Origin of the sequence: Shouchella tritolerans (assembly GCF_025770735.1) — a bacterium.
Taxonomy (GTDB): domain Bacteria; phylum Bacillota; class Bacilli; order Bacillales; family Bacillaceae_D; genus Shouchella; species Shouchella tritolerans.
Genome location: NZ_JAODPB010000010.1, coordinates 1 through 12,724 on the forward strand (window position 1 = coordinate 1; position 12,724 = coordinate 12,724).

At 46.3% G+C, this 12,724-nt stretch carries 12 protein-coding genes and 1 rRNA gene; all 13 read right to left on the reverse strand.

Features of this window, described 5'->3' with window-relative positions:
- A 16S ribosomal RNA gene (locus N6H06_RS21155) occupies positions 1 to 91 on the reverse strand; the annotation flags it as partial.
- Between the two features lie 332 nt (positions 92 to 423).
- Positions 424 to 1,923 (reverse strand): lysine--tRNA ligase, encoded by a 1,500-nt coding sequence (gene lysS, locus N6H06_RS21160; RefSeq protein WP_263707903.1) that lies wholly within the window; start codon positions 1,921 to 1,923, stop codon positions 424 to 426.
- Positions 1,924 to 2,014: 91 nt separating this feature from the next.
- On the reverse strand, positions 2,015 to 3,016 hold the full coding sequence (gene dusB / locus N6H06_RS21165; RefSeq protein ID WP_062751035.1) for a tRNA dihydrouridine synthase DusB: 1,002 nt from the start codon (positions 3,014 to 3,016) through the stop codon (positions 2,015 to 2,017).
- Between the two features lie 119 nt (positions 3,017 to 3,135).
- Positions 3,136 to 3,654 (reverse strand): 2-amino-4-hydroxy-6-hydroxymethyldihydropteridine diphosphokinase, encoded by a 519-nt coding sequence (folK, locus tag N6H06_RS21170; protein WP_062751036.1) that lies wholly within the window; start codon positions 3,652 to 3,654, stop codon positions 3,136 to 3,138.
- Positions 3,647 to 4,012 carry a dihydroneopterin aldolase gene (folB, locus tag N6H06_RS21175; RefSeq protein WP_263707904.1) on the reverse strand — a complete coding sequence of 122 codons (366 nt, stop codon included), beginning with the start codon at positions 4,010 to 4,012 and terminating at the stop codon, positions 3,647 to 3,649. The genes folK and folB overlap by 8 nt, the downstream gene beginning before the upstream one ends.
- The gene (gene folP / locus N6H06_RS21180; protein WP_062751037.1) at positions 4,005 to 4,829 is read right to left on the reverse strand and encodes a dihydropteroate synthase; all 825 of its coding nucleotides are present in this window, start codon (positions 4,827 to 4,829) and stop codon (positions 4,005 to 4,007) included. The genes folB and folP overlap by 8 nt, the downstream gene beginning before the upstream one ends.
- On the reverse strand, positions 4,826 to 5,665 hold the full coding sequence (gene pabC, locus N6H06_RS21185; protein WP_062751038.1) for an aminodeoxychorismate lyase: 840 nt from the start codon (positions 5,663 to 5,665) through the stop codon (positions 4,826 to 4,828). Before pabC ends, folP begins: the two co-directional genes overlap by 4 nt.
- Positions 5,650 to 6,243 carry an aminodeoxychorismate/anthranilate synthase component II gene (gene pabA, locus N6H06_RS21190; protein ID WP_263707905.1) on the reverse strand — a complete coding sequence of 198 codons (594 nt, stop codon included), beginning with the start codon at positions 6,241 to 6,243 and terminating at the stop codon, positions 5,650 to 5,652. The genes pabC and pabA overlap by 16 nt, the downstream gene beginning before the upstream one ends.
- A gap of 12 nt (positions 6,244 to 6,255) precedes the next feature.
- The gene (gene pabB / locus N6H06_RS21195; protein ID WP_318527601.1) at positions 6,256 to 7,692 is read right to left on the reverse strand and encodes an aminodeoxychorismate synthase, component I; all 1,437 of its coding nucleotides are present in this window, start codon (positions 7,690 to 7,692) and stop codon (positions 6,256 to 6,258) included.
- A 182-nt stretch (positions 7,693 to 7,874) separates the two neighbouring features.
- Positions 7,875 to 8,813 (reverse strand): cysteine synthase A, encoded by a 939-nt coding sequence (gene cysK / locus N6H06_RS21200; RefSeq protein WP_213029596.1) that lies wholly within the window; start codon positions 8,811 to 8,813, stop codon positions 7,875 to 7,877.
- 134 nt (positions 8,814 to 8,947) lie between these two features.
- Positions 8,948 to 9,835 carry an Hsp33 family molecular chaperone HslO gene (gene hslO / locus N6H06_RS21205; RefSeq protein WP_062751046.1) on the reverse strand — a complete coding sequence of 296 codons (888 nt, stop codon included), beginning with the start codon at positions 9,833 to 9,835 and terminating at the stop codon, positions 8,948 to 8,950.
- Between the two features lie 16 nt (positions 9,836 to 9,851).
- Positions 9,852 to 10,622 carry a type III pantothenate kinase gene (locus N6H06_RS21210; protein ID WP_062751047.1) on the reverse strand — a complete coding sequence of 257 codons (771 nt, stop codon included), beginning with the start codon at positions 10,620 to 10,622 and terminating at the stop codon, positions 9,852 to 9,854.
- Positions 10,623 to 10,680: 58 nt separating this feature from the next.
- On the reverse strand, positions 10,681 to 12,669 hold the full coding sequence (ftsH, locus tag N6H06_RS21215) for an ATP-dependent zinc metalloprotease FtsH (RefSeq protein ID WP_062751050.1): 1,989 nt from the start codon (positions 12,667 to 12,669) through the stop codon (positions 10,681 to 10,683).
- Between the last annotated feature and the right edge of the window lie 55 nt (positions 12,670 to 12,724).

A 12,724-nucleotide genomic window follows, 5' to 3' on the forward strand; every position in this document is an offset into this window, starting at 1 on the left:
CCAGGAGCAAGCTCCCTTCTGTCCGCTCGACTTGCATGTATTAGGCACGCCGCCAGCGTTCGTCCTGAGCCAGGATCAAACTCTCCGTTAAAAAGTTTGACTTGCTCATTGCACAACCGAAGTTGTGACTCACTATGATTGACGAGATACCTTGTATCTCTTTTACGCTTGGCTTTTGTTCAGTTTTCAAAGGACTCGGTTGCTAACTTTATTTCAGCAACTTTTTTATTCTAGCAAAACAATCGACGTTTGTCAATAAAATCTTTTGGTTTGCTTTGTTTGGTGAACATCGCATCTTAGCGACAAGAAATAATATATCACTATAAAACAAAAAGCGCAACACTTTTTTAAAAGATTTTCTTATGTTTTTTTAAACAAACGGTTGGCTGACCTCTAGAAAGCGACAGATCAGCCAACCATTGCTTATTCGCCTTGCTCGCGGTTACGCATTTGCGGGAAGAGAATGACGTCCCGGATGGAAGGTGAATTCGTCAACAACATGACAAGTCTATCAATGCCAATGCCGAGACCGCCTGTTGGAGGCATGCCGTATTCAAGTGCTTCAATAAAGTCTTCATCCATTCGGTGGGCCTCATCGTCACCTTGCTCACGTTCAATTAGTTGTGCTTCAAAGCGTTTTCTCTGATCAATCGGATCATTAAGTTCAGAGAATGCATTGGCATGCTCACGCCCAACAATAAACAGCTCAAAGCGATCAGTAAAGCGCGGGTCTTCTTCGTTTTTCTTTGCAAGCGGCGAAATCGCTAAAGGATGGCCATACACAAAGGTAGGCTGAATAAGCGTTTCTTCTATAAAGTGCTCAAAAAACTCGTTTACAACATGGCCAAATGTCATTGTTTCTTTTACTGGCACTCCATGCTCTTTGGCAAGTGCTCGCGCTTCTCCGTCGCTCATCTGCTGCCAAAAATCGACGCCAGTCTTTTCTTTAATCGCATCAACCATATGGACTCGCTTCCAACCAGGTGCCAGTTCAACGGTATGTTCTCCGTATTGGACAGTGGTCGTGCCAAGGACTTCCTTAGCAATGTGCGAAATTACGCCTTCTGTCAGTTGCATAATATCATGGTAATCTGCGTACGCTTCGTAAAGTTCGATCATTGTAAATTCTGGGTTATGGCGAGTTGATATCCCTTCATTCCGAAACACGCGGCCTATTTCGTACACTTTTTCCAAGCCGCCAACGATCAAACGCTTTAAATGAAGCTCGATCGCAATACGCATGTATAACTCCATGTCAAGCGTATTATGGTGAGTGACAAATGGCCTAGCAGAAGCTCCACCAGGGATGCTATGCATCATCGGCGTTTCCACTTCAAGAAAGCCTTTTTCATCCAAATAACGGCGCATGACTTGAATGATTTTACTTCTTGTTATAAACGCGGTTCTTGATTCAGGACTCGTGATTAAGTCAAGATAACGCTGGCGGTAACGTTGTTCAACGTCTTTTAAACCGTGGTACTTGTCTGGCAACGGACGCAGCGATTTCCCTAGTATCACCAGCTCCGTCACTTTTACAGACATTTCTCCTACCTTCGTCTTAAATGGACGTCCGCCGACACCAACCATGTCGCCAATATCTAATGACTTGAATAAACCATACGCTTCTTCTCCTACGGCGTCCTGACGAACGTATATTTGAATCTGCCCTCCTATATCTTGAATGTGGGCAAATCCAGCCTTTCCTTTGCCGCGTTTTGTCATTAATCGCCCTGCAAGCACGACATGATCGTCTTTTTCTTCAAGCTCCTCTTTCGTAAACGCAGCAAATTGCTCAATCACTTCGTTTGACGTATGCGTCCGCTCAAACTTTCCACCAAATGGGTTAACCCCTTCGTCGTACAATTGATTTAACTTGTCTCGGCGCACGGCAAGCAAATCATGCATTTCCAATCCTTCCGTCATTTGCTCTCAACCCCTTGTCCTCATTCACTGAAAAAGGGTAGACCGAGTAAACCGGTCAAACCCTTTGCCGTTCATCACTATGAACAGTGTACTATATCGCAGAACTCTCCGCCAGTTCGCGCCCCTCTAAGTAATCAACGTATTCATAAAGGGCTTTTACTACATCATCCCTTGTTTCAAATTGGTTCACTTTGTCGCGGATTTTCGCTTTGCCACGCAATCCTTTAATATACCAAGCTGTATGTTTACGCATCTCGCGCACTGCCACACGCTCGCCTTTTAAAGCAACCAAACGATCCAAATGGATTAAACAAACTTCGATTTTCTCACGTGGAGTCGGTTCTGGAGGAAGAGTACCATTCTCAAGATATTGGATTGTACGGTACAGCATCCAAGGGTTTCCAAGAGCCGCACGGCCAATCATCACACCATCAACGCCATACTCGTCTAGCATCCGCTTGGCGTCTTGCGGTGTAGCAACATCACCGTTTCCTATAACCGGAATGTTCACTGCCTTTTTCACATCGCCAATAATATTCCAATCAGCCACACCCTCGTACATCTGAACGCGCGTGCGACCATGTACTGCCACTGCACTTCCGCCCGCTCGTTCAACTGCACGAGCATTCTCGATTGCATAAATATGGTCTTCATCCCAACCAATCCGCATTTTGACGGTTACCGGCTTTTTGACTGCATCAACAACGGCAGCGACCATTTCGTAAATTTTATTGGGGTCGAGAAGCCAACGGGCTCCTGCGTCACACTTTGTAATTTTCGGTACCGGGCAACCCATATTAATGTCGATGATATCGGCATTGGTATTTTGGTCTACGAAGCGTGCTGCTTCTACTAGTGTGTCTTTTTCTCCACCAAAAATTTGCAAACTAAGTGGCTTTTCTCGCTCATCTACGTAAAGCATTTGTAACGATTTTTCGTTTTTATGCAAGATGGCTTTGTCACTAACCATTTCCGCGCAAACTAGGCCGGCGCCAAATTCTTTCGCAATCAAGCGAAACGCCGGGTTGCATACTCCTGCCATAGGCGCGAGTACGACTTGGTTTTTCATTTCTATGTCGCCTATTTTCAGCATAGGTCACACCTCCATTTGCTCTCCTTTGTATCATCTCCGCTTTGGACATGTATAAACACTTCAGGATCGATGATCCTGCTCTATTCACCTAAATACAGATGCGCTTACAGCAACAGCGTTTAGCTTTCTGTATGGACGTATTGGTCAACGCCGCTCCAATCTCTCCACCATGTTACACCAGCTTGAGTCGCCGAAGCCAATTCAGCCACTGTTTGCTTACAGGTTTCGCTGTATACATCAGGCGCTATTTCTGCTAGTGGAACGAGCACAAACGCGCGCTCCCACATTCGTGGATGGGGGATTTGCAGCTCACCCGTCTCTATATTTTCATGATCAAACAACAAAATGTCAAGATCTAGTGTACGAGGGCCGAAGCGGATAAGGCGTTTTCGACCAAGTTTCCTCTCTATTGCTTGTGTTGCCGCAAGCAATGAAAACGGGCTAAGAGTTGTTTCGACTTCAGCGACCATATTTAAAAATGGCCCTTGGTCTGTAAAGCCAACAGGCTCCGTTTCATATATAGAAGAAGCTTGAATGACTTGAATCGAAGCATCGGCGTCAAGCAGCTTCATTGCTTCCTGCAAATAATTTTCCCGGTCTCCTACATTCGAACCTAACGCAATATAAGCCTTATGCATGGCGTGACCTCGTTAGCTCTACTGCAACCGAGTCGTAATGCCCCGCAATGGGCGGATTAGGCTTGATCACATTCACTGTACATGTTTGCAGTTGGTCATACGCCTGTAAAAGTTCGGTGCAAATCCGTTCAGCAACTGCTTCTACCAGCTTGTACGGTTTCCCTTCAACAATCGTTTTTACACGCTCATGTACGTCGCCGTAATCGATGGATGCCTCCAAATCATCATGGCGTGCAGCATGCCTTAAATCGAGCTCAAGCACTAAATCGACGATAAAGTGTTGGCCCAACTTTGTTTCTTCTGGATAGACGCCATGGTATCCGTAAAAAGACAGTTGATTTAAAAAGATTTTATCCAACATCATCACTCCTTTTCAGCATGGCGTCCATCATAATGGCCATGCGCGCCATTTCCTTTACATCATGGACACGAATCATTTGGCAGCCTTTCGCAATTCCTAAGCAAATTGTCGCGCCAGTGCCCTCTATACGGTCTTCAACCGGCAAATTTAAGGTTTTGGCAATTAAAGATTTTCTTGAAGTGCCCAGCAACACCGGATAGCCCATTTCGACAATTTGGTCTAGTTCACGAATAACCTCCAAATTTTGTTCATACGTTTTCGCAAACCCGACCCCTGGATCAAGCCAAATTTGCTCTTTTTGCACACCTGCCTTCACGCAGATGTCTATGCTTTCTTGCAAATCCGCTTTCACATCTTCCATGAATGATTGGTAACTCCTATTCTCGCGGTTGTGCATCAAAATGATTGGAACAGCATGGGCTGCAGCAACTGTCGCCATTTCCGGGTCCGCTTTTGCTCCCCAAACATCGTTAATAATGGCAGCGCCGGCATCTACTGCTGCTTTTGCCGTTTTAGCTTTGTATGTGTCAATGGAAATCGGTACGTCCATCCGTGCTGTGATCGCTTCAATGACGGGAATAACCCGTTCCATTTCTTCTTCTGCTGGCACCGGTGTGTACCCTGGCCTTGTTGATTCTCCGCCAATATCAATTAAGTCGGCGCCAGCTTTTACAAGCTCATGGGCACGGTCAACTGCCGTGTCAAGGCGATGGTAGCGACCCCCATCTGAAAAAGAGTCAGGCGTTACATTTAAGATGCCCATCACTTTTGTTCGTGCTCCCCTATTGACTTGAAGAGAAAATCGCTTGCTCATGTTGTTTTGCTTCCTCCATTCGCTGCATGGGTGTAGTTGGCAGCAATGACCGGCACAAGTGAGCCCACTTCCAGCTCCCGGCCGTCCAATTTTGTAACAGGCACGACGCCTTGGATTGAATTCGTGAAAAAAAGGGCATCCGCTTCCTGAAGAGCTTCCCCTTTAAATAAGCCTACGCGCACTTCATGCCCTGCACTTTGTAATTGTTTGATCACAAAGCTTCTCGTTACTCCGCCTAAGATGCCTGTTTCTAACGAGGGGGTGAAGACAACATCGCCTTTTATCCAAAATAAATTGGAGACAATGCCTTCCGCTACATGTCCTTCTTTTGTTAAAAAAATGCCTTCAGCATAAGGGGACTGTTTTAGCTCTTGTTTGGCGAGAACATTATTTAAATAATGATGTGATTTTAGCCGTAAGCCCCCTTCAGGCGTGTTCCGAACCGTGTGTAAAACAACGGCTTCTTTACTAAGCGGCTTTTTCGGCAATGGCTTCATATACACTATTTCCGTTGGCGCCTCATAGCGATCTGGAAACAAGCCAATCTCGCGCATGCCAGCTGATACATTCCAGCGGACATATCCTTCCTCGAGCTGGTTTGCTTCAAGCAATGTATAGACGGTTTCAAGCGCCCGTTCTTTTGTCAATGAGTAGGCAATTCCAACCGATTCCAAGCCTGTTAAGAGACGGTCAATATGCGCTTCGAGCAAAAACACACCGTTTTTATGTGCTGCAAAAGTCTCAAACAGACCAATGCCGTATAAAAAACCATGGTCAAACGGAGAAATGGCCGCCTGCTCTTTTGCAACGACAGCTCCATTTATACTGAGGAACATGCCGTGCCACCTTGATAAGAATCAATAAATTGACGCAATAACGTTTTCCCTTCTTTCGTCATAATCGATTCGGGATGGAATTGAACGCCTTCAATCGCCAACTCCTTATGGCGAATCGCCATTACTTCCCCTTCCGCTGATTCCGCGCTAATTTCAAAACATCCAGGCAACGTTTCCCGTTCAACAATAAGCGAATGGTAACGTGTCACGACAAGTGGGTTTGGAAGGCCAGCAAATATTGATTTTCCATCATGCTGGACATCAGATGTTTTTCCGTGCATCAGCTGGTCCGCCTGGACAACATGGCCGCCAAACGCCTGGGCAATCGCCTGGTGTCCTAAGCAAACGCCAAAAATCGGCACTTTTCCCGCAAAAGCACGAATTGCTTCTAAGCTGATTCCTGCTTCATTTGGGCTACATGGCCCTGGAGAAATCATAATACAATCGGGATTTAAGCTGGCTATTTCCGTAATCGTTATAGCATCATTTCGTTTGACGACCAGCTCTTGTCCCATTTCGCCTAAATACTGAACCAAATTGTACGTAAATGAATCATAATTGTCGATCATTAAAATCATCTCTTGCTCCTCCTAGGCTCTGCTCGTTTTTGTTAAAACTCTCTGCTCTGCTAATTCAAGCGCACGCCATAGCGCCTGCGCCTTTTTCATTGATTCTTTGTACTCGTTTTCGGCATTGGAATCAATCACTATTCCAGCGCCTGCCTGAACATGGGCGTTCCCATCCTGGCACAGCATTGTGCGAATGACTATATTTAGTTCCATGTCGCCGTTAAAACCAATCCAACCAATTGATCCTGTGTATAGGCCACGGCGAACGGGCTCCAACTCTTCAATGATCTCCATTGTCCTTACTTTTGGCGCTCCCGTTATCGTCCCCCCTGGAAATGTGGCACGAATGCAATCGTATAGCGTCAGGCCATCCGCCAATTGCCCCTTCACACTGGAAACAAGGTGCATGACATGTGAGTACCGTTCAACTACTAATAAATCGTCAACAGCTACCGTGCCGTATTGGCTCACCCTACCGAGATCGTTTCGTTCCAAGTCAACGAGCATCACATGCTCAGCACGCTCTTTTTCATTGCTTAACAGTTCTGCTTCAAGCCAGGCATCTTCTTCCTCACTCGCTCCTCTTGAGCGTGTTCCAGCTATTGGCCGCGTTTCCAGTTCATTGCCCCGCTTTTTAATCAACAATTCGGGCGATGCACTAACAATTTGTGTTTTTGGGCTATGAATATAGCTCATGTACGGCGATGGATTAAGCTGCCTTAGCTCTTTATACACGCTAAAAGGGTCTACTTGGAGGCTGCGGGTATGGCGAACGGATAAATTGACTTGAAATACATCACCGCTTCGAATGTAGTCCTGCACCCTTTCGACAGCACGAACAAACTGCTCTTTCGTGAATGTCGCTTCTTTGTGGGAACGGGATGTAAACAGATTTCTGCTTGGTGGCGTCGAAGCAGGCTCTGTTTGCAGCCACCGCTGTTCAAGCAGCGCCACCTTCTCCTGCAGCAATTGGCTATCGCTTCCATTTGCACACAGCCACAACTGCTCTTCCTCATGGTCGTACACGGATACTTCCTCAAAAACGAGAAAATAGACTTCAGGCAGTTGCAAATCATCAACCGCCGTTTCCTTTAATGACTCAATTTCTCGGACTACATCATACGACAAGTATCCAATCGCCCCGCCTTGCATTGGTGGGCCTGTTAAGGTGTACTCTGTCTGGTAGGGTGCAAGCGCCGTTTCTAATGAAGATAACAGCGGGCCTGTAAAAAGATGGTTGCCGTTTTGATCGCTAACCATTAATGTGTTGCCCTTGCCTTCGATCACAGCAACAGGCGACAAGCCGATTATGCTATACCGCCCTGTCTGCCCACTTTCCAACAGTACATGATAGGGCTCGTCTTTCGCCAATGCGGAAAATCGGTGAAACCACTCGTTTTGCGGCATGACGATTTTTTTATTTATTGATATGCGAATGGCAGACCCTTTTTGTGCCATAGACTCACTCCGTCTCTAAAGCATATGTGCTTATTCTACTAAACAATTTCTAAGAAGAAAAGCAGCCTCTTTGAAAAGAGACTGCTACAGATTATAGACAAACGTTCACATAGGCAACGTTTGTCTTGTTCATATGCTTTAAAACCTCATGTTCGAGTTGTCGACAAACTTAAGCTGGTAAATTATGAATGAGTGGTTTCTTCCTCAAATTGGTACAGCGGCGTGCTCAAGTACCGTTCTCCATTTGAAGGAATGATGGCAACCACTTTTTTACCTGGGCCTAGCTCTTTCGCAAGCTCTAATGCTCCATAAATCGCTGCCCCTGAGGAAATACCGCCTAAAATACCTTCTTCACGTGCCGCACGGCGTGCATATTCAAACGCTTGTTCAGTCGATACTTGTAAAACCGAATCATACACATCTGTATTTAAGATGCCTGGCACAAAGCCTGGGCCAATGCCTTGAAGTTTATGAGGGCCAGGCTTGCCGCCTGACAGAACAGGAGAGTCTTTCGGCTCAATCGCAACAATTTTTAATTCTGGAAAATGCTCTTTTAATAGGCCGCCTGCTCCAGTTATTGTGCCGCCTGTGCCGATGCCGGCGACAAAGCCGTCAAGCTGCCCATCGACTTGCTCAAGCAGCTCCTTGCCAGTCGTTTCACGATGGATTTTCGGATTGGCGCTGTTTTCAAATTGCTGCGGCATAAAATGCCCGTCTTGTTTGGCCAGCTCTGTCGCTTTTCGAATTGCCCCGCCCATGCCTTCTGGACCTGGGGTCAACACAAGCTCGGCTCCGTAAGCACGCAGCAAGTTACGCCGCTCCATACTCATTGTTTCAGGCATAACCAGTTTTGTTTTATAACCTTTTGCTGCCGCAACCATAGCGATGCCAATGCCCGTATTGCCACTCGTTGGTTCAACAATGGTCGCTCCTGGCTTTAGTTCTCCGGATTCTTCAGCTGCATTCACCATCGCCAGTGCTATCCGATCTTTTACGCTGCTTCCTGGATTTTGGTATTCAAGCTTTAAGTACACGTCTGCATGTTCAGCAGTCGCCAGGCGGTTTAATTTTACAAGCGGGGTATTGCCGATCAATTCCGTAATGTTGTTTACAACGGTCACAATCAAACGCCTCCTCAATCCCTAGTATCTTCATTGGTTTTATAAAAATAGGATAGCAAACATTTTCAGATAAGTCAATCAGACATCCCTGATTTTCACGCTTTTCGCCTGCGCCAATGAAGGATGGTTTTTGGCTACCGTTTGCTCTCGGCTTCTTCTAACAACGCCTTTAGTTCTGCTTTTGTGAATGAATACGATTCATTGCAAAAATGGCACACCGTTTCAGCGCCAGCATCCTCTGTAATCATTGCTTCAATCTCCTTCGGCCCAAGGCTAATAATAGCGTTGCCGATCCTCTCCTTCGAGCACGTGCATTCGAAGAAAACAGGTTTTGTTTCAAGAAACTTGACATTTCCCTCTCCAAGAAGGCCATTAATTATTTCTTCAGGTGTTTTGCCCTGTTCCACCAGCTTTGAAATAGGCGGCGTTTCCCCAATCCGTTTTTCAATTTCTGTAACGGTTGTTTCCTTTGCTCCAGGCAATAGTTGGATGACAAACCCTCCCGCTGCAAGGACGCTTTCATCAGGATTGACAAGGACACCGACACCAACTGAGGAAGGTGTTTGCTCTGAGTTGGCAAAGTAGTACGTGAAGTCATCGCCAATTTCGCCCGAAACAATCGGCACACTTCCTGTAAATGGTTCTTTCATACCGATATCTTTTACAACTGAAAGTGTCCCTTCATTCCCGACAACTCTTGCCACATCGAGCTTGCCTTGGCTGTTTAACTCTGGGCTGACATGAGGGTTGGTCACTGTCCCACGCGTTGCCCCCGATGCATGGGCGTCAACGATGATTTCCCCAATCGGCCCATTTCCTTGAATTCGTACTGTTAGCTTATCCTTGCCTTTTAACATTGATGCCATAAGGGCTCCGCCCATCATGGTCCGTCCAAGGGCAGCGGAAGCAGTCGGCCAAGTACCCTGTCTTTTGCATGCTTCTTTGACCATTTCGGTTGCTCTAAGGGCAATCGCCCGGACCTCACCGTTGTAGGCTGTTGCCTTTACTACATAGTCTTCCATTTCAAAACCGCTCCAATCATTGGTTTTTATCGTAAATATATTTTAGCCCACTTAACGTTAACTCTTGTTCCAAATGTTGAATTTGCCTTGATTCTTCCGCATAAAGATAGGCTAGTCCACCCGTTGCAATGACTTTAGCATTGTCAAGACGCTGCTCGTCCTTGATTCGTTCAACCACGCCGTCAATCATCGCTATATGCCCATAGAATGTCCCACTTTCCATGGAGGCAATCGTTGTCTTTCCTACAACAGATGCCGGCTTTGTAAGTTCGATTTTAGGCAATTTAGATGCTTTACTCGACAAAGCTGCCGTCGAAATAGCCGCTCCAGGGGCAATAACGCCCCCACGGTAACGGTGCTTTGCATCAATACAGCAAAACGTCGTAGCCGTGCCAATGTCGACTACAATACACGGAGCGCCGTAGCGAGCAATTGCTGCAACGGCATTAGCAATCCGATCGGCACCAACTTCTTTCGGATCTTGATAATGGATCGAGAGGCCCGTGCGAATGCCAGGACCGACAATTAAGGGGGTTAAGTGTAAATAATCTTGGCACATGCGCCGAAAGCGGTGCATAATTGTGGGAACGACAGAAGCGATAATCACACCTTTTACGTCGTTAAAACGGCAACCTTTTTGTTCAAAAAAAGAGTGCAGCAACATGGCATATTCATCACTCGTTTTATCGTGCGTGGTTGCGATCCGAAATATGAATGCAAGTTGGTCGTTCTCGTCGTAAACGCCTGTTACGATCGAAGAATTGCCAATATCAATGGCCAACATCATTGGCTTTAACCCCTTTCTTACAAAAAGAGAGTGCCATCTAGGCACCCTCTATTTTCCCTTAATCGCGATTCTCCTTTGTTTCCTCTGAAGACGGCGGACGGTTTTCGCCTACGTTTGTCGTTTCTTCATAAGCGCCTTCCACTTCTTCCGCTGAATCTTTTGACTGGATGTTCACTTTCATGTCGCCGTTTTTCTTCGACGCATGATGGTTTTCAGGCAGCTTGCCTTCATTAATGAGGGATTGGATTTGTTCGGCATCAAGCGTTTCAAGCGTAAGCAAATTCTTGGCAATAAGGTCTAAACTATCCTTATTCGCAAGCAAGATTTGTTTACAGCGCTCATAACTGTCTTTTATGATGCGTTGAACTTCCAAATCAATTTCATGAGCAATCGCATCTGAATAATTTTGGTCGTTTTGGATGTCTCTTCCTAGGAAAACTTGCCCCCCAGAACTTTGCCCAAATTGCATCGGCCCTAATTTGTCGCTCATGCCATATTCCGTTACCATTTTCCGCGCTATGCTTGTCGCTCGTTGGAAGTCATTATGAGCACCGGTGGATACTTCACCAAATTGGATTTCTTCAGCGACACGCCCACCAAGCAAGCCGACAATTTTATCAAGCAGCTCAGGCTTTGTCATAAAATAACGGTCTTCTTTTGGCAGCATCATCGCGTAACCGCCTGCCATTCCACGAGGGACAATCGTTACTTTGTGGACCATGTCGGCGCTTTCCAACTTGACGCCAACAACAGTATGCCCAGCTTCATGCCACGCCACAATGTTCTTTTCTTTTTCGGAAATAACGCGGCTTTTTTTAGCTGGTCCCGCAATGACACGGTCAATTGCCTCTTCAATATGTTCCATGCCAATTTCTTTTTTGTCGTTTCTTGCTGCCACAAGCGCTGCTTCATTCAACAAGTTTTCAAGATCTGCGCCGGAAAAACCAGGCGTCCGAATAGCAATGAGATCAAGCTTTACTTCCTCACGAAGTGGCTTGTTTCTCGCATGGACTTTGAGCACTTCTTCACGCCCTTTAACATCAGGGGCGTTCACTTGAATTTGCCTGTCAAAACGACCTGGACGAAGGAGGGCTGGATCAAGGATATCAGCACGGTTTGTAGCAGCAATGATAATGATGCCTTCATTTGCGCTAAAACCGTCCATTTCCACAAGCAATTGGTTCAACGTTTGCTCACGTTCGTCATGGCCGCCACCGAGTCCAGCGCCACGCTGGCGCCCAACTGCGTCAATTTCATCAATAAAAATAATACACGGGGAATTCTTTTTAGCGTTCTCAAATAAATCACGCACACGGGAAGCCCCAACCCCAACAAACATTTCGACGAAATCAGAACCACTAATTGAGAAAAACGGCACGCCTGCTTCCCCGGCAACAGCTCGGGCAAGAAGCGTTTTCCCTGTACCTGGAGGACCAACAAGCAGCACCCCTTTAGGAATCCGCGCCCCAATCGCGGCAAACTTGCGCGGGTCTTTTAAAAACTCGACGACCTCGACAAGCTCCTGCTTCTCTTCGTCAGCACCGGCGACGTCTTTAAACTTCGCCTTTTTCTTCTCATCGCTAACCATTTTTGCTTTGCTTTTACCAAAGTTCATGACGCGGTTACCGCCACCGCCGCCACCGCCTTGGGCAGAACTCATGAGAAAAATGATGATCAGAAAGATTAGTAAAAACGGCGCGATCATAATGATGGTTGACAACCAGTTGCTTTGTTCTTCTTCTGGTTCAACCGTCAACTCGACGCCTTCTATATTAGAGAGAAGGTCTGCTGTAATGTCTGAATTCAGAATCGTTGTGGTGAAATTTTCGCCATCTGTTTGCCCTGCAAACTGTCCTGTGACAACTAAAACAGAACGTTCAGGCTGAACAGTAATATTTTCCACTTCTCCTTGCTCGAGCTTCTCTAAGAATTCATCATAGCGAACTTGCTGGGTTTCTGTAGGGTCATTTGAAAAACTTTGGACCCCTGCAATAATAATCAGCATCAGTATCGTCAAGATGACTATCGTGCGTACTGTACGATTCATTCTGTACCTCCTCCCGCGTCCAACAAAACTGCACCTATCTTACCATAAGAAATCG

Coding starts and splice junctions, on each gene's coding strand:
- lysS (WP_263707903.1), bottom strand. CDS start 1,923: ATGACGGAAGGATTGGAAATGCATGATTTGCTTGCCGTGCGCCGAGAC.
- pabA (WP_263707905.1), bottom strand. CDS start 6,243: ATGATTTTAATGATCGACAATTATGATTCATTTACGTACAATTTGGTT.
- hslO (WP_062751046.1), bottom strand. CDS start 9,835: ATGGAAGACTATGTAGTAAAGGCAACAGCCTACAACGGTGAGGTCCGG.
- dusB (WP_062751035.1), bottom strand. CDS start 3,016: ATGCTGAAAATAGGCGACATAGAAATGAAAAACCAAGTCGTACTCGCG.
- N6H06_RS21210 (WP_062751047.1), bottom strand. CDS start 10,622: ATGATGTTGGCCATTGATATTGGCAATTCTTCGATCGTAACAGGCGTT.
- folK (WP_062751036.1), bottom strand. CDS start 3,654: ATGCATAAGGCTTATATTGCGTTAGGTTCGAATGTAGGAGACCGGGAA.
- pabC (WP_062751038.1), bottom strand. CDS start 5,665: ATGTTCCTCAGTATAAATGGAGCTGTCGTTGCAAAAGAGCAGGCGGCC.
- ftsH (WP_062751050.1), bottom strand. CDS start 12,669: ATGAATCGTACAGTACGCACGATAGTCATCTTGACGATACTGATGCTG.
- folP (WP_062751037.1), bottom strand. CDS start 4,829: ATGAGCAAGCGATTTTCTCTTCAAGTCAATAGGGGAGCACGAACAAAA.
- pabB (WP_318527601.1), bottom strand. CDS start 7,692: ATGGCACAAAAAGGGTCTGCCATTCGCATATCAATAAATAAAAAAATC.